This window comes from Microcoleus sp. B3-D7, assembly GCF_036705305.1.
In the GTDB taxonomy this organism is placed as follows: domain Bacteria; phylum Cyanobacteriota; class Cyanobacteriia; order Cyanobacteriales; family Microcoleaceae; genus Microcoleus.
In genome coordinates, this window is record NZ_JAUBUE010000056.1 from 1 (window position 1) to 16,670 (window position 16,670).

A 16,670-nucleotide genomic window follows, 5' to 3' on the forward strand; every position below is an offset into this window, starting at 1 on the left:
GCTCTACCATAGGACTGGCAATGCTTTTGGGGTGGGTCACTCCTTATACTACCACGAGAGTGACAAAAGAGGGTTAATCAGGTGTTTATGAACTTGCTATCAAATGCGATCGATGCTTTGGAAGAGAGCAATGAACGACGTAGTTTTCAGGATATTGTTGACCAACCGAATCGGATTTTGATTAAGACTACCAAAACAAAAAAACAGTGGGTGCAGATTACGATCGCCGATAACGGTACCGGCGTTCCAGAGAAAGTGCGATCGCGCCTATTCGATCCCTTCTTCACTACTAAACCCGTAGGCAAGGGGACAGGATTAGGCTTATCCATTAGCTATCAGGTGGTGAAGGAAAAGCATGGAGGAAAACTCTGGTGTGATTCCACCCTGGGCAAAGGCACGAAGTTTGTGATTGAGATTCCCATAGATCGGACTCAGCCAACAAATACTTGAGAATGGGTTTTCAGTTGTTCGACTCACTCTCAACCGTCAACCGTCAATTATCAATTGTCTTCTCACTAAAATACTCTTCAACAATTTTCAAAATCCGCGACGCTGCCAAACCGTCACCAAAGGGATTAATTGCCATTGCCATTGCGTTGTAAGCTTCGGAATTGCTGAGCAATTCTGCCGCTGCTGTGAAAATTGTATCAGAATTCGTACCCACAAGTTTAGCTGTGCCTGCGGAAATTGCTTCTGGTCTTTCTGTGGTTTCTCGCAATACTAAAACTGGCTTGCCCAAACTAGGTGCTTCCTCTTGCAAGCCGCCGGAATCTGTGAGGATTAAATGACATCTCTGAATCGCTCCTACTAATTCTGCGTAATCTAAAGGTTCTGTTAAAAATACTCTTGGATTGTCGCCCAAAAGAGCTTGCAAAGGTTCTCTAACAGTGGGATTTCGGTGCAGGGGTAGCAGTAAAGCTGTGTCGGGAAATTTATCTAAGATTTGGAGAAAGGCGTGAGCAATTCCTTGTAAGGGTTCGCCCCAATTTTCGCGGCGGTGAACTGTTGCTAAGATAATTCGATATTTGCTCCAATCTAAATTGGGAATGTTGCATTCTGGTTCGCGTTTGGCGACAGAAAGCAAGGCATCGATTACTGTGTTGCCTGTGCGGTGAATTTCTCCCAAAACGCCCGATCGCCCTAAATTTTCTTGGGCCAGCTCTGTCGGGGCAAAATGCAGCCGTGTGAGCTGAGATATCAACCGTCTGTTAGCCTCTTCGGGGTAAGGATTGAATACGTCATCTGTTCGCAATCCGGCTTCTACGTGACCTACGGGTATTTTCTGGTAAAATGCAGCCAAAGTAGCGGCAAATGCAGTCGTTGTATCGCCCTGAACTAAGACGATGTGGGGCTGCAATTCTTTAAACAATGCTTCCAAGCCCTGCAAACTCCGGGATGTAATATCTGTCAAAGTTTGCTGGTGCTGCATAATTGCTAAATCCCGATCGGCTTTTAGATCGAACATTCGCATTACTTGCTCGACCATTTCTCGGTGCTGACCGGTTAAAATTACTTGGGTGTCAAAGCTTGGAGAACTTTTGAACAGTTGAATTACTGGGGCTAGTTTAATCGCTTCCGGGCGAGTTCCTAAGACGATGCAAACGCGGTGTGTGGCTTCGGGCATGGTAAAATTAGGTGTAAGTTTATTCATATTGCCGTGTTGGTGGGGGCGGGTTTTGGAGATGGTCGGTTTTAGGCAATTATTGTTAGTGAAACCCGCCCTTACATCGCTAGGCCGCCCAAGTGGGGGCGGGTTTTGGAGATGGTCGGTTTTAGGCAATTATTGTCGGTGAAACCCGCCCCTACAGGATTATTGATATTAGTACATTTTTGTTAATTGCTTATGCCCTATCGCTACATTCTATTTTATAAACCCTACGACGTTTTAACTCAATTTACTGACAACTCCAGCGAGACTAAACGCAGCACTCTCAAAGACTATATTCCTATTCCTAACATTTATGCAGTAGGAAGGCTCGATCGCGATAGTGAAGGTTTGTTGCTGCTAACCGACGATGGGCCCCTTCAGCACCGCCTCAGTGACCCAAAATTCGCTCATCCCCGCACTTACTGGGTGCAAGTGGAACGAATTCCCGATGCAAGTGCGATCGCTGCTTTGCAGACAGGTGTCACAATTCAAGATTATCGGACTCGATCGGCAAAAGTGCAATTATTGTTAGAAGAACCCCCTTTGCCACCCCGCGAACCGCCGATTAGATTTCGCAAAAACGTACCCACAGCTTGGCTGGAAATGACTCTCACAGAAGGCCGCAACCGCCAAGTGCGCCGGATGACCGCCGCAGTAGGGTTTCCGACGCTGCGGCTAGTCAGGTGTGCGATCGGGCCTTTGCGTCTGGAAGGTCTCAAACCCGGTGAATGGCGCGAACTAACTCAAGCCGATTTTAGATTTTAGATTTTAGATTGGGGAATTACAGTCAACAGTCAACCGTCAACCGTTAACCGTCAACAATCAATAATCACCTACTTTCGAGGTGGCAAAATAAAACTTTCGTTTCCATCCTTATCTTTTTGTACCTGAGCTCCCAACTTGACAAGAGCTTGTTTGGCCCTTTGACGCACCACCTTATCAGTTGTTTGAGCATAAACCGTACTCCAAGCAGTAAACCGCACCGGCACGCTATCGGGATCTCGGCGCAAATACTCAGCAGTTGCTCGAAACATCGGCGCCAAATTCTGCCCTTCCGGGCTTCCTTCCACCCAATCAGCGGCCATTTCATGAGAGTTAATTGACTCTGGAATATCCCCCAACAGCAGCAACTCATCAAGACCTTTAGTTCGCCAAACTATCCACGATTGGGAATGAAGTTGCGGCGAAACGGCAAGGGCCCTAGTACCACGCTCTATAAAGTTAACAGCGGTTTCAGGCTTTCCCTGATAAAAAGAAATGGCTGTGGAAAGAAACAGGTAGATGTCAGCCCACCGCGGGTCGCGCTGCGTAACTATGTCAAAATAATCTTGGCTGAGATTGTAGCCCGTTACATCTCGCGCTTCGTCGTCGCCAAAATACTGCAAAAATTTGAGAAATGTCCAATCTGCAATTAAATTGTCAAATCCAAAACTAGGGATAGTTTTGAGCATTTTCAGCCGCAGGGCTTCTTGCTGCGCTTCTTGCTGTGCGGCTTGCTTGAAACTGGCATCAGACATTGCAGAGAGCGGCTTTTGCCCCTGAACACCAACAGAGGGCATTCCGCCCAACTCCCCGCTAGACTGCATGGCAACGACCCCCGCCAGCGCTGCTAGACCGATAGCTCCATTAACGAGCAGGCTCAACCACTTACGCGAAAATTGTTCGATTTTAGCTTCCACGGCACTTTATAAATCCAAGTTTTAAATTAAGTTTATTGAAAGATAGTAATAATTGGTTGGCGATCGACAATAAATCTCGTTAAACTGTCCAAAGGGATGGTGGAGCCTCCACACAATAGTTTAAGTAGTAGTGTGAGATTTTTTAGCAATATAAAATCTCAAATCAAAAATCTAAAATCGAATTGAGCCAAATTCAATGAATCAAGCCCGCAGACGCTTTTCTAAATTACAGGCAGCCCTGTTCAGTGGGGCGATGGCAACAACCGCTTCGATATCTTTACTCGTTCCCGGCCTGAGCCAATCAGTCCGCGCCGAGCTTCAAGATAGCCCCAAAGCTGTCTTAGACGAAGCTTGGCAAATTGTCAACCGAGAGTATGTTGATGGCAGCTTTAACAAGACTGACTGGCAATTGACCCGCCAAGAACTGTTGAGCAAAAACTATACCTCTCGCGAAGCTGCTTACACCGCTCTCCGCAAAGCCCTAGAGAAATTAAACGATCAGTACACGCGCTTCATGGACCCGAAGCAGTACGAAGCGCTGACGAATCAAACCTCTGGGGAACTGACAGGGGTGGGGATGAGGCTCGAAGAAGACGAGAAAACGAAAGTGATTACCGTAGTCGAGCCGATGGAAAATTCCCCGGCCCTGAAGGCAGGGATTCTAGCGGGCGATAGGATTTTGGTGATAGACGGCAAAACTACCAAAGGCATGACTGTCTCGGATGCGGCTCAGATAATTCGGGGCGACGAAGGCACAAAAGTCACGCTGCGGATTGCTCGTGAGGGCAAAAGCGAGTTTGACATCACTCTGACTAGGGCGAGAATTGAGGTAGCTGCGGTTCGCTACAGCCTCAAGAATGAAGGCGGCCAGAATGTCGGTTACATCCGTTTGCAAGAGTTTAGCTCCCACGCGGGCGAACAAATGCAGGTGGCGATTAAAAAGCTCTCGGATCAGAAAGCTGACGCTTTTGTTTTGGATTTGCGGGGCAATCCCGGCGGGTTGCTGCGAGTGAGCATTGATATCGCTCGGATGTGGATGGATACAGGGGCGATCGTCCGCACAGTCGATCGCGCGGGCGATTCTCAGGAAATGAAGGCAAATCGCACTGCGCTCACTGACAAGCCTTTGGTGGTGCTCGTGGACGACAACTCGGCCAGCGCCAGCGAGATTTTGGCCGGTGCTCTGAAGGACAACAAGCGCGCAACTGTGATGGGCGGCCAAACTTTTGGCAAAGCTTTGGTGCAGTCGGTGCATTCTTTGGCTGACGGTTCGGGATTGGCGGTGACGATCGCTCACTACTATACTCCCAACGGTACGGATATCAGCCAAAAGGGGGTTACTCCCGATGTTAAAGTCGAAGTCACCGACGAACAAAAGCTGAAATTAGCTAACAAACCGATGTTGGTTGCGACTAAGGATGATCCTTGCTACGCGCAGGCGATCGCACTTTTGAAAAATACCGCTTCCTCGGCGCGTCCCGTGGCCGCTAATGAGGTTCTTGTTCCTAAAAAGTAAGTAGTTGAAACCTTAATTTATTAACCATAAGGATGAAGATGAAGCCCGCGCCAGCGGGTTTTGTTTTTATGCTTATTGTTAGGGGGTATTAAGTAAATTGACGTGATGCAACGTAAGATACAGATAGTTAAAAAGCTGGCTCTATGAGCATTATTCCTTCTTCCTTCTACTTAAGTTATTGGTTAATTGATATCCTGATTAAAGCAAATTAGTGGGATGGGGATTTTTTAACCGCAGATATCAGCAGATGAACACAGATGAACGCTGATGGGATTTCCGACTTAATTAGTGATTCATGCGCCGGATAAACTCTAAGGGCAAACCGTCTGTATCGGCAATAAAAGCTACTTCGTAAACATTTTGCCCGATCGCCTGTTGAGTCGGTTCTAACAAAACTTTTAAAGCTTGAAACTGGTTTGGTTGGTCTTTAGCAGCTTCCTCAAACCGTTCTTTCAGAGACTGCAACCAGCTAGGCAAGTCAGTTGTCGCCTCAGTTAAATCGAAAGATAAATGATAATATCCAACATAATGCTCGTCTCCGAAAGCATCCGGTGCGGGTTTTGGTTCCGGGATTTGAATTAGTTCGATGCGTCCGTTGAGACCTTCCATCCAACAGGCTAGGGTGTAACCTGTGGTAAAGCGATCGCTCACAGTAAATCCCAACTGTTCGTAAAAGGCGATCGCCCGGTGTATGTTAGCAGTGCGAATCGAGGCGTGGTGCATTCGATTTTAGATTTTAGATTTTAGATTTTAGATTTGAGAATGGAAGTAGGAATTACAGCTTTGGATTTGAGATTTTAGAGGGTAAATTCGGAATTCGGAATTATAAACGGTCGCAGCATCTTTAGCGCGAAAGCAATAGAGCCTTCTTCCCTCTTCCCTCTTCCCTCTTCCTAACATCCGTTACATCCGTTACATCCGTTACATAATCCGTTGCCGAACTTCCCTCTTCCTTCACTTATTAACTTATTCAAACAACCGAAAATAGGGATATCTAATCGGAACTCCCGGCTCTTTTTCCAAATCAAAATTAATCACTTCCCAACAAGGGTCTTCTTGGGGATCGGGGCTAAAATCCACAGGCAAACCGTACAGCCTCGGCCGGGGCGATTCCGACTGACCGCGCCAAGGCGTGCTGCGTTCCAAATAAGCGCTGATTAAGTCGCGATAGCGTTGAGCAACGATCACGCGAGTTGCTCGGTAGCCTTGAGTATAAAGTCGATCGAGCGCCTCGTGAATTTCAAACCGAATCCCGTCCGGGTGGGTGTGCTGGCGATACCATTCATTCTCCCAGCGGCGCCAGTGCCGCCCCGACTGAAGGTGAACCAGTTCCCCCGTTTTTGGATCTGCCTCAAATGCCCCGTGACGCGGACACAAATAGGTATCCGTTAGCGTTAGAGCCGGAATTGTTTGGCGACAGTGGGGACACTGAATTTCCGGGCCAAACATCGGGTATTGCAAGGCAACTTCAATCATTTATTTGCGTCCCAGCATATTTTCTCTGCAAAAGTCCCAAATACTTTTATTATATCCCGTATCAACAACCAGCTAATCTGCTAGAAGTATAACGATCGCAAATGAGCAATCTCAACGAATCTCAGTCTGCACTTCCTTCCTATTGGCCAAGACCAGATCTATCCCAAGCGGCTTTTGTCGCTGAAGGCGCTGTTGTGATCGGCAGGGTTGAGGTGGCTGCAGGCGCTAGTATCTGGTACGGGGCGGTGGTGCGGGCGGATATAGAGCGAATTGCGATCGGCTCAAGTACCAATATCCAAGATGGAGCAATTCTGCACGGCGATCCGGGGAAACCGACGGTTTTGGAGGATTTCGTGACAGTCGGACACCGAGCGGTGATTCACTCAGCTTACATTGAACGGGGCTGCCTGATCGGGATTGGGGCGATCGTCCTGGACGGAGTGAGGGTGGGAACAGGCTCTATCGTCGGTGCAGGGGCGGTTGTCACCAAGGACGTTCCCCCTCATACGCTAGTTGCGGGAGTGCCTGCCAAACCCCTGCGGGATGTCTCTGAGGAAGAAGCTGCCGAGTTGGTGGAACACGCTAAGCGTTACGAAAAGTTGGCTCTGGTTCACGCGGGGAAAGGTTCTGATTTGGGATTTACTGAGGTGAAGGAATAAAGTTTTCAGGATAGTCCTGGACGCATAAAAACCTTCATAACCGGGTTTTTTGCGGTTTTTGCGGGCTGTAACGAAGTATTTTGAAAGAATCCGGGTTTCCGATCCCCCGTGCGTCCAGGACTATAAGACTCACTCTTAATGAGTTTTGTTGAGGTACAAAACTTACACATTTCAAGGCAAATCTGTCATTCTAAGCGTATCGAACAATCTCATAAATGCTAAACTAGAGTAATGAAAATTAAGCAAAAACTTATTGATTAATAATTGCTAACACCGCCAAAAAACTCTTAAGCTTTGAAACATTCCTATATCGATAATCTAACATCTAAAATCAATTGACATGAATAACGATCGCACATCCAATCCAAACATCCCCCCACACACCTGGAAACGTCCCATCGGTCTCGGTTGGGAGAATCCCTATACAGTCCGCTACGCAAGCAATCTCGACGACGGGCCCTGGCACGGAATGCCTCTGGGGGGGTTCGGTGCCGGCTGCATCGGGCGATCGCCCCGTGGCGACTTCAACCTCTGGCACATTGACGGTGGCGAGCACATTTTTCGCAGTTTGCCCGCTTGTCAGTTCAGCGTTTTTGAAGAAACTCAAGGCAAAAAACAAGCTTTTGCACTGTCCACGGAACCGCCTACAGATGGCAGTTTATCTAGTTGGAAATGGTATCCATCGGAAGGAAGAAGGAAGGAGGAAGAAGGAAGTTCGGCAGCGGATTTGGTAACGGATGTAGCGGATAGAATACACCAGGATGAAGGGAGAGGGGTAAAGTCTAATTCTGGCACTTATCATGCTTTGTATCCGCGCAGTTGGTTTGTTTATGAAAATGTGTTTCATGCTCAATTAAGCTGCGAGCAATTTTCGCCAATTTTGCCGAACAATTATCAGGAAAGCAGTTACCCAGTTGCCATGTTTGAATGGGTGGCGCACAATCCTACAGATGCGCCGATCACTCTCAGCATCATGCTGACTTGGGAGAATATTGTTGGTTGGTTTACTAATGCCAATAAGTCGCCGAAAGTGATGGTTCGAGATGATGGTAGTCCATTTTATGACTATCAACCCCGGTGGGGAGAAAGTGCAGGAAATTTGAATTTGTTGGTGGAAGATTTTCACCGGATCGGTTGCGTGATGACGCGGTTGACGGCTGAGGACGAACCGCAAGAGGGGGATGGACAATGGGCGATCGCAACTATTACTAATCCGGCAGTAGAAGTATTCTATCAAACTCGTTGGAACCCGGCGGGGAACGGTGATGATATCTGGCGCAACTTTTCTGCTGAAGGTTTCTTGTTGGATGACAAAGACGAGACAGCAGCAGCAGCCGGAGAACAGTTGGCTTGTGCGATCGCAGTTCGCTTTACTCTTCGACCGGGAAAAACGCGCAAAATCCCCTTTATTATAGCTTGGGATTTGCCCGTTACTGAGTTTGCATCGGGAGTTTGGTACTACCGCCGCTATACGGATTTCTTCGGTCGCAACGGCAAAAATGCTTGGCCGATTATTCGTACTGCCATGAAGCATTCGGATACTTGGCGCGAAAATATTGAAGCTTGGCAAAAACCGATTTTAGAACGGAAAGATTTGTCAGACAGTTTTAAAATGGCTTTGTTTAACGAGTTATACGCCCTGACAGACGGCGGTACTCTTTGGAGTGCGGCTGACGAACGCGATCCCAAGGGTCAATTTGCGGTTTTGGAGTGCATTGATTACCGCTGGTACGAAAGTTTGGATGTGCGGCTTTACGGTTCTTTTGCTTTGTTGATGCTGTGGCCGGATTTAGAAAAGTCGGTAGTTTTAGCGTTTGCGAGGGCAATTTCTGCCGGAGACGATACGCCGAGAATTATTGGCTGGAATCAAGCTTCGGCTATTAGAAAAGCTGTCGGTGCGACGCCGCACGATTTGGGTGCTCCTAACGAACATCCTTGGGAGAAAACGAATTATACTAGCTATCAAGATTGCAATTTGTGGAAGGATTTGCCTTGCGATTTTGTGTTGCAGGTTTATCGGGATTTCCTATTGACTGGCGGCACAGATTGTGAGTTCCTGCAAGAGTGTTGGCCGGCAATTGTTGAGGCTTTGGCTTATCTGAAAACTTTTGATGAGGATGGGGACGGAATTCCTGAGAATTCGGGAGCACCGGATCAGACGTTTGATGACTGGCAAATGCGGGGGATAAGTGCGTATTGCGGGGGTTTGTGGTTGGCGGCGCTGGAAGCTGCGATCGCGATCGGCGAAATCTTGGAAGATGCAGCACCGCAGATAATTCCTAACCCTCAAGCAAAGATTGCATTATATCACAGTTGGCTGCTACAAGCAAGACCGAGCTATCAAGAAAAGCTGTGGAACGGTCAATATTACCGTTTGGACAGCGAGAGTAATTCCGAAGTGGTGATGGCTGACCAACTGTGCGGTCAATTTTACGCGAAACTGTTAGGATTGCCGGATATTGTGCCGCCAGAATGTGCAGTCAGTGCTTTACAAACTGTGTACGATTCTTGCTTTTTGAAGTTCAACGATGGCGAGTTTGGTGCGGCGAATGGGGTGATGCTGAATGGTTCGCCGGAAAATCCGAATGCGACTCATCCTTTGGAAGTTTGGACGGGGATTAATTTTGGGTTAGCCGCTTTTTTGGTACAGATGGGGATGGAGGATAAAGCGTTTAAATTGACCGATGCGGTGGTGAAGCAGATTTATGAAAATGGGTTGCAGTTTCGCACGCCAGAAGCGATTACGGCGGGGGGAACTTTTCGGGCAAGTCACTATTTGCGGGCGATGGCAATTTGGGCAATTTACGGGGTGTTGACGAATTTTAAATAGGGGAAAAGGTATATAGGAATCCTTGCAGGAGTTGTAATTTTTTTACCCCAACCCTCCCCTTACCTAGGGGAGGGAGTGATAAATTAACAAATGATTTAGGATTTATATATTAGTTGCTTAATCCAACTAATATATAAAAACTGAAGCATTTAACCCGATTTTTAGCAAGGAAAACCGTTAATTTAACTATCACTAAAATTGACAGTAAAAATTTTTAGCCTGCGAGGAAGACACTAATGTTTCATGCTCAAACTTGAGCCATGAAAAAATTTTAAAATGAAACAGCAATGCTAGGATGCGAGGGGTATCGAACTCGGCTATAAATGAGGGATACAAAGGGTCTGAGGGAATTGTGGACACCAATGCAGTCCCCACCTTACCCGTATATAATTTGGAGCGATCGCCAATTTCAAGATAAAATAGAAAAATGTCAAATCCCTTACTTTCCCTCAACTACGAACCCGCCATCGAATCTCTCGGTGGCGACTATTTTGATGAAGTCCCTGCTGCGGATTTTCCGCAGCACATTCTCCGGTTCCGCAATGACAAATTATTGCCGAAATTGGGTTTAGACCCCGCACAAGTAACCGACCAACATTTTATCGAAGCGTTCGGCGAATTTCACTGCGTCCGTCCCTTTCTCGCACTTCGCTATCACGGCTATCAATTCAACCAATATAACCCCAATTTAGGTGACGGTAGAGGCTTCTTATACGGCCAAGTTCGCGGCACCGACGGCAGACTTTACGACTTCGGCACGAAAGGTTCCGGCCGCACTCCCTACTCGCGGGGCGGTGACGGTAGACTTACTCTCAAAGGGGGAATTCGCGAAGTTTTAGCCGCCGAAGCTTTGCACCGGTTGGGAGTTCGGACATCTCGCTGTTTTAGTTTAGTTGAAACTGGGGATGCTTTGTGGCGGGGCGACGAACCATCTCCGACGCGATCGTCCGTAATGGTGCGTTTCAGTCATTCTCACATCCGGTTTGGAACTTTTGAAAGATTGTACTATATCCGCCGCCCGGATTTAACTAAAAAACTTTTAGATTTTGTTATTGAATATTACTATCCAGAACTGCATTTAGAAGCAAGTAATTCGGCTGTTTTTCCTGCCGAAAAATATGCGCTATTTTATGCAGATTTAGTCCAGCGAGTAGCTGAATTAGTCGCTCAGTGGATGGCAGCAGGATTTTGCCACGCTGTGCTGAATACTGATAATATGTCAATTACTGGAGAAAGTTTCGATTACGGGCCTTTCGCTTTTATCCCAACTTACAAGCCGGAATTTACAGCAGCTTATTTTGACTATTCCGGTCTTTATTGTTACGGCAATCAACCGTTAATTTGTAGGGACAATTTAGAGAAGCTCCAGGAACCGCTAGCAGCGGCGATTCCTCAAGCTGATATGGATGCGGCTTTGGCAAAGTTTGGCGATTATTATAATGCAGCTTATCGGCAGTTGATGCTCAAGAGATTGGGATTTGAGGATTTGCCAGAGGCGGAGGGAGATGAGTTGTTGAAGGTGACAATTAAAATGCTGGCGGAGTCTCAAGTTGAGTATCACGATTTCTTTTTTGAACTGCGAAGACAGTTCGATCGCACTTGGCGAGATGATCCTAGTCTAATTTTTAAGGAGGCGGAACCGGCGGACTTGATAGCACCTTGGCGGCAGTTTTATTATCACGTTTTGCAAAGTTTGTCGGCGGATGATATGGACAAAATGGCGGACTGTTTGCGGAGGCACAATCCCCAACAATCGCTGTTGAGACCGACGATTGAGGCGGTTTGGGAGCCCATAACTATTGATGATAATTGGGAACCGTTTTATGAATTGGTTAAACGACTTCAAGACCCAGAAAATTGATTGATAATAGCCTTTCGGGGCGGGTTCACCTGCATTTTTTGTTGGTATTAAAGATTAGCGTGAACCCGCCCCGAAGCCATCTAAAATTATAAAAATCTGCTACATAAGAAAGATAACACCGAGAAATAACGACTAATGACTAATGACTACTTTAGCTTTTCAATTTCAAATTGTGCATCTTTGTAACCGCCAGTAAGTCCTTGATCTAGAAACATTTTTCCGGCTTTTTCTAAATCGCTAATTGCTCCTGCTTTGTCTCCCAAGGAGCGGCGAACCATGCCTCTACCGTAGTAAGCAGCAGCATAATTCGGGCTGATCCGAATAGCTTGCACGTAATCTGCGATCGCACTATTGTAATTCTTTAACTCCTGATAAATCTTAGCCCGATTGGCGTAAGCTTCAGCATTGTTGGGATTGAACCCGATTGCTGCTGTAAAATCTGCGATCGCCCCCTGCGCGTCACCCCCAGCGCTGCGAGCTAAAGCACGATTGTTAAAAGCATTATAATCATTCGGATTCACTTTCAGCGCTTGAGTGCAATCGGCAATTGCTTTGGGATAATCCTTCAAATTTAAATAAGCAATGCAGCGATTGTTGTAAGCAACCCCATCCTCCTCGCTTAACGAAATTGCCTGAGTACAATCGTCAATTGCCGCTTGATGGGCTCCCAAATTCAACTGGGTACTGCAACGATTAGCGTAAGCATCTGCACTCTTGGGAGCGATCGCAATTACCTGAGAATAATCCGCCAAAGCTCCCTGATAATCTCCTAAGTGAAAGCGAGCTCTCCCCCGACTGTAAAAAGCATCAACATTCTTAGCATCAAGTTTAATTGCCTCAGTATAATCTCCAATCCCCCCCTGCAAATCGCCGCTCCCAGCACGAGCCAGCCCCCGCGAATGATAAGCTTTAACAAGGTTCGGCTGCAACCGAATTACTTCGGTAAAATCCTGAATGGCCATCTTGTAATCTTGCAGTTCTAAATAAGCAACTCCTCTTTCATAATATGTATCCACATCGTTGGGCTGGAGATTCAAAGCTTGAGTGTAATCCTCAATCGCCCCACGCTTGTCGTTAAAATCGTGACGGGCTAGGCCGCGGTTAAAATAAGCCTGAACATATTTAGGATTGAGAGCGATCGCCTGAGAATAATCCGCAATTGCTTCTTGATACTTTTGTAAATCATAATTAGCATTACCGCGCTGGTAAAAACTCTCAGCATTTTTAGGATTCAATTGAATGGACTTATTAAAAGCCTGCAAAGCTGCCGCCGCATCTTGATTGCGAGACTTTTCAACTCCCTGTTCGTAATATTCCTTAGCTTTAATCGGATTGGGGCGGCTCCCATAACTAAACAGAAATATCAGAAATATCGCCGCCCCGACGCCCGCCAAAATCAGCAATCCAAATCGACTTCCCAAACGTGAATAAAAACTATCAGAAGACACTAAGCTGGGAGAAATGCTTTTCTTGTGAGCCGTATTTACAGGCTCTTGGCGGTGCCTCAACTTGCTGAGAGCTACCAAAACTTCGTCCGCAGATTGATAGCGCTTGGCAAATTGGTGACATACCATTTTGTCAATTATATTGGCTAATCCCACAGAACATTGAGATCTGTTTCGCCAAACAATTTCCCCCGTATGAGAAGGACTCGGATCTTGCAATTTTGGCAAATCCGTACCGGGTAAACCAGTGATAGCTTGGACTGCCATCATCCCGACTGCATAGAGGTCGCTGCTAAATTGCGGGTTGCCTTGAAATTGTTCGATCGGCATATAAGCCGGAGTACCAGTAGCAATGGTTCGCGGAAATTCTGTATCGTAGTCACTGACGTGATTCGCAACTTCTTTAACCGAACCGAAGTCAATTAAAACTAATTTGCCGTCTGGTTTGCGGCGGATTAAGTTGGAGGGATTAACATCGCGGTGAATCACTCCCTGAGAATGTACGAATGCGAGAACTTGTAACACTTCTTGCAACAAATCCACCACTCGTTCTTCTCGCCAAGGTTGACCGGCCACAATTTCCCTATTTAGGGCGTGTCCGGGCACAAACTCTTCGACGAGGTAGAATTGATTGGCTTCTTCAAAATAAGCTAGTAAAAATGGAATTTGATCGTGTTTTCCCAGCTTTTCTAATATTTCTGCTTCTTGTTTAAATAAGCGGTAAGCTGTTTTGAGAACTGTGGAAGTGTTGCTGGGAGGGCGCAGTTGTTTGACTACACATTGAGGGTGGCCAGGACGGCGAGTATCGACAGCTAAATAAGTTTGTCCGAAAGCACCCGAGCTGAGAATTTGCACTACGCGATAACGCCTGTCTAAAAGTTGACCAACCATGTTCATATCGGGAATTGGGAATTGGTAACGGGGAGGTGGTAACGGGGAGTTGGTAACGGGGAGTTGGTAACGGGGAGTTGGTAACGGGGAGTTGGTAATTTGGCCTTCTTCCTTCTTCCTTCTTCCTTCTTCCTTCTTCCTTTTTTCTTCTTCTTTTAACATCAGACTGAGGATTAATAGTTTATTTAGGGTCGTTGATTTGTGCTTGTGCCTTTTGGAAACCCTCGGCTCTTCCTTGCTCTAGAAACAGCGTTGCAGCTTTCTGAAAATCCTCGATCGCCCCGGTACGGTCTTTGAGTTGGCGGCGGACGAGGCCTCTGCTGTAAAAAGCGCTAGCATTGTTGGGGTTGAGCCGCAGCGAGTGAGCGAAATCCTCAACCGCTAAAGGGTAATTTTTTAGTTCTGAGTAAATAGTACCGCGATTGCTGTATGCTACTGCATCGCTGGGATTGAGTCGAATTGCTTGAGTAAAATCTTCCACAGCCCCCTGCTTGTCTCCCGAAGCCCATCGAGCTAATCCTCGATTGCTGTAGGCTTTGGGATTGTTGCCGTTGAGTCCGATCGTCAAACTGCAATCTTCACTGGCCTTTTGAAATTGTTTTAAATTCAGATAAGCAACGCAGCGGTTGTTGTAAGCTGCTTCATCTTTTGGATCGAGGCGAATTCCTTCGGTGCAATCTGCAATCGCTTTGTCGTAGGTGGCCAAATTCAAGTAAGCGCTGCACCGATTGGTATAAGCATCAGCGAGATCTGGTTGCAATTCGATCGCCTTAGTATAATCTTCCATCGCTCCTTGATAATCTGCCAGATTAAACCGCGATCGACCACGACTGTAGTATACGCCAGCTTGTTTGGGGCTAATTTGAAGGGCTTGAGTAAAATCTGCCATTGCTCCTGTTTTGTCGCCTGCTGCCGATCGAGCTAAACCCCGATTGCTGTAAGCTGTAGCATCGTTGGGACTGAGCCGAATTGCTTGAGTGTAGTCTTCTATTGCCGCGCGGTAGTCGCCCAAATCGTAGTAGGCTAAACCCCGCTGAGAGTATGCCTCACCGTCGCTGGGATTCAGTAGCACTACTTGGGTGAAATCTTCCACGGCCCCCCGCTTGTCCCCGCTGTCGAGGCGCGCCATACCTCGATTGTAGAGAGCTTTGGTGTGGCTAGGATTGACTTTAATTGCTTGCGTGTAATCCTGTATTGCTTGCTCGGTTGCGCCCATGTCGTAGCGAGCGTTTGCCCGCTTGTAGTAAGTTTCCGCATCGCTGGCATTCAGGGCAATCGCTTGAGTATAATCGGCGATCGCGCCTGTTGTGTCACCTTGCTGCGCCTTGGTAGCGCCGCGAGCTAACCATTCTTTTGACCTCGCCGGACTTTGACTCTGCCAAAAGTAAATTATCAGTGCCGTCAAGATTAAAGCTGCGGCTGTTGCAGCCAACAGCAGGAGTTTGGTTTGGCTTTGTCTTCGCGGTTGACTCATAGCGTGCGTGATGATTGTGGCTGGCGGCGGCTCAACCTCCAATTTTACGGCGATTTGTTTGAGGTCTGCTAAAACTTCCGCTGCCTCCTGATAACGTTCCTCGCAGTCAGGGCGCACCATTTGATCGATAATATCTGCTAGGGCTGCCGAACAAGTTGCCCGGTTTCGCCAGGAAATTTCGTTTTTGTTGTTTTTTAAGGCACTCAGTTCGTTGGGTGAGAGTCCCGTGACGGCAAGCTGGGCGATCGTACCTAGAGCGTAGATGTCGCTATTGTAACGGGGGTTGCCGCTCAATTGCTCGATCGGCACGTATAACTCCTGGGCAGCCAAATCCTGTTTTTTTGCCTCATGCCGTTTAACAGAGTTCGGGGAAGTTTGCGACAACAAATGACAGTTAGCAAGTTCCGGGTTAATTTCTTTGTCTAAGCTAAAGTCTACCAATACAAATTTGCCGTCTGACTCGCGCCGGATCGCTCTGTCTGGTTGAATTCTGCGGTGAATGAAACCTTTCTCGTGTATGAACACCAAAATTTCTAATATTTCTGATAGCAGACCAATTACTTGGTCTTCATCCCAAGGTTGACCGGGTATTAGTTCTTGACTTAAAGGCGATCCGGCAATAAATTCTTCAATTAAGTATAAACTTTGATTTTCCTCAAAATACGCCAATAATTCGGGAATCTTGTCGTGTTTTCCCAATTTTTCAATGATTTCTGCGTTTCTTTGAAATATAACTTTGACTAATTCTGGAGTTTGCGAACTTGTGCCGGGTAGCCGCATTTCTCTAACCGTGCATTGCGGATACCCAGGACGGTGAGTATCTGCTGCTAAATAAGTTTTTGCCACCTCACTTGAGTCGGTGACTTTAATGATGCGGTAACGTCTGTCTAGAAGTTGACCAATCATGCTTTGCCCTCTACCCTATTAATGTTCCATTATCGCATGAAATTAGGATAGCCAAAATATTTGGCTGAGTAATTTAAGTTTGAGCTGGCCGTGACTCCCTCCCAAAAACGGATACTTGCTTTCCGACAGGAGTCGTGACTCACCCAAAATTTTAGACCCGAGTTGAAGCTCCCCGATTTATCTGTGGAGTCAATCTAAAATCTAAAATCTAAAATCTAAAATCGACTGACTGAGCAAACGGGCGATGGGAATGGCGAGCCAAGTCCAGCGCTGTAGCCACGCTCT

The 16,670-nt window shown here is 46.9% G+C and carries 11 protein-coding genes and 1 pseudogene; 6 read left to right on the top strand and 6 right to left on the bottom strand.

Translation table 11 applies throughout. From position 1 onward, the window contains the following. Positions 1 to 78: 78 nt before the first annotated feature. Positions 79 to 450: pseudogene (locus QUB25_RS25980) on the top strand (sensor histidine kinase); the annotation flags it as partial. Positions 451 to 493: 43 nt separating this feature from the next. Here QUB25_RS25980 and wecB read toward each other — a convergent pair. Further along, entirely contained in the window at positions 494 to 1,624 is a 1,131-nt protein-coding gene (wecB, locus tag QUB25_RS25985; RefSeq protein WP_333187784.1) for a non-hydrolyzing UDP-N-acetylglucosamine 2-epimerase, read from the bottom strand. Between the two features lie 219 nt (positions 1,625 to 1,843). Here wecB and QUB25_RS25990 point away from each other — a divergent pair, with 219 nt between their 5' ends. After that, positions 1,844 to 2,413 carry a pseudouridine synthase gene (locus QUB25_RS25990; RefSeq protein WP_333187718.1) on the top strand — a complete coding sequence of 190 codons (570 nt, stop codon included), beginning with the start codon at positions 1,844 to 1,846 and terminating at the stop codon, positions 2,411 to 2,413. 68 nt (positions 2,414 to 2,481) lie between these two features. Here the strand turns inward: QUB25_RS25990 and QUB25_RS25995 are convergent, their stop codons facing one another. Beyond that, positions 2,482 to 3,327: a hypothetical protein gene (locus QUB25_RS25995; RefSeq protein ID WP_333187721.1), complete on the bottom strand. Its 846-nt coding sequence runs from the start codon at positions 3,325 to 3,327 to the stop codon at positions 2,482 to 2,484. 196 nt (positions 3,328 to 3,523) lie between these two features. Between QUB25_RS25995 and ctpB the strand changes: the two genes are divergently transcribed. Then, positions 3,524 to 4,843 carry a carboxyl-terminal processing protease CtpB gene (gene ctpB / locus QUB25_RS26000; RefSeq protein ID WP_333064345.1) on the top strand — a complete coding sequence of 440 codons (1,320 nt, stop codon included), beginning with the start codon at positions 3,524 to 3,526 and terminating at the stop codon, positions 4,841 to 4,843. 285 nt (positions 4,844 to 5,128) lie between these two features. On the opposite strand, the gene QUB25_RS26005 is transcribed toward ctpB, so the two are convergent. Next, complete coding sequence (locus QUB25_RS26005) at positions 5,129 to 5,566, bottom strand: VOC family protein (RefSeq protein ID WP_333064343.1); 438 nt, start codon at positions 5,564 to 5,566, stop codon at positions 5,129 to 5,131. Positions 5,567 to 5,809: 243 nt separating this feature from the next. Continuing rightward, complete coding sequence (locus QUB25_RS26010) at positions 5,810 to 6,319, bottom strand: TIGR02652 family protein (RefSeq protein WP_006631343.1); 510 nt, start codon at positions 6,317 to 6,319, stop codon at positions 5,810 to 5,812. Positions 6,320 to 6,420: 101 nt separating this feature from the next. On the opposite strand from QUB25_RS26010, the gene QUB25_RS26015 reads away from it, so the two are divergent. From QUB25_RS26015 to QUB25_RS26025, 3 genes are all read left to right on the top strand, one after another. Further along, on the top strand, positions 6,421 to 6,978 hold the full coding sequence (locus tag QUB25_RS26015; protein WP_333187726.1) for a gamma carbonic anhydrase family protein: 558 nt from the start codon (positions 6,421 to 6,423) through the stop codon (positions 6,976 to 6,978). 340 nt (positions 6,979 to 7,318) lie between these two features. After that, positions 7,319 to 9,808 (top strand): GH116 family glycosyl hydrolase, encoded by a 2,490-nt coding sequence (locus QUB25_RS26020; protein ID WP_333187729.1) that lies wholly within the window; start codon positions 7,319 to 7,321, stop codon positions 9,806 to 9,808. A 427-nt stretch (positions 9,809 to 10,235) separates the two neighbouring features. Further along, positions 10,236 to 11,669: a protein adenylyltransferase SelO family protein gene (locus QUB25_RS26025; RefSeq protein WP_333187732.1), complete on the top strand. Its 1,434-nt coding sequence runs from the start codon at positions 10,236 to 10,238 to the stop codon at positions 11,667 to 11,669. Positions 11,670 to 11,815: 146 nt separating this feature from the next. On the opposite strand, the gene QUB25_RS26030 is transcribed toward QUB25_RS26025, so the two are convergent. Beyond that, on the bottom strand, positions 11,816 to 14,167 hold the full coding sequence (locus QUB25_RS26030; RefSeq protein WP_333187735.1) for a tetratricopeptide repeat protein: 2,352 nt from the start codon (positions 14,165 to 14,167) through the stop codon (positions 11,816 to 11,818). Positions 14,168 to 14,186: 19 nt separating this feature from the next. After that, positions 14,187 to 16,385 (bottom strand): tetratricopeptide repeat protein, encoded by a 2,199-nt coding sequence (locus tag QUB25_RS26035; protein ID WP_333187738.1) that lies wholly within the window; start codon positions 16,383 to 16,385, stop codon positions 14,187 to 14,189. Between the last annotated feature and the right edge of the window lie 285 nt (positions 16,386 to 16,670).

What these genes read in the sequence shown, in the direction of transcription:
- wecB (WP_333187784.1), bottom strand. Translation starts at nt 1,624, where the DNA reads ATGCCCGAAGCCACACACCGCGTTTGCATCGTCTTAGGAACTCGCCCG.
- QUB25_RS25990 (WP_333187718.1), top strand. Translation starts at nt 1,844, where the DNA reads ATGCCCTATCGCTACATTCTATTTTATAAACCCTACGACGTTTTAACT.
- ctpB (WP_333064345.1), top strand. Translation starts at nt 3,524, where the DNA reads ATGAATCAAGCCCGCAGACGCTTTTCTAAATTACAGGCAGCCCTGTTC.
- QUB25_RS26005 (WP_333064343.1), bottom strand. Translation starts at nt 5,566, where the DNA reads ATGCACCACGCCTCGATTCGCACTGCTAACATACACCGGGCGATCGCC.
- QUB25_RS26010 (WP_006631343.1), bottom strand. Translation starts at nt 6,319, where the DNA reads ATGATTGAAGTTGCCTTGCAATACCCGATGTTTGGCCCGGAAATTCAG.
- QUB25_RS26015 (WP_333187726.1), top strand. Translation starts at nt 6,421, where the DNA reads ATGAGCAATCTCAACGAATCTCAGTCTGCACTTCCTTCCTATTGGCCA.
- QUB25_RS26020 (WP_333187729.1), top strand. Translation starts at nt 7,319, where the DNA reads ATGAATAACGATCGCACATCCAATCCAAACATCCCCCCACACACCTGG.
- QUB25_RS26025 (WP_333187732.1), top strand. Translation starts at nt 10,236, where the DNA reads ATGTCAAATCCCTTACTTTCCCTCAACTACGAACCCGCCATCGAATCT.
- QUB25_RS26030 (WP_333187735.1), bottom strand. Translation starts at nt 14,167, where the DNA reads ATGTTAAAAGAAGAAGAAAAAAGGAAGAAGGAAGAAGGAAGAAGGAAG.
- QUB25_RS26035 (WP_333187738.1), bottom strand. Translation starts at nt 16,385, where the DNA reads ATGATTGGTCAACTTCTAGACAGACGTTACCGCATCATTAAAGTCACC.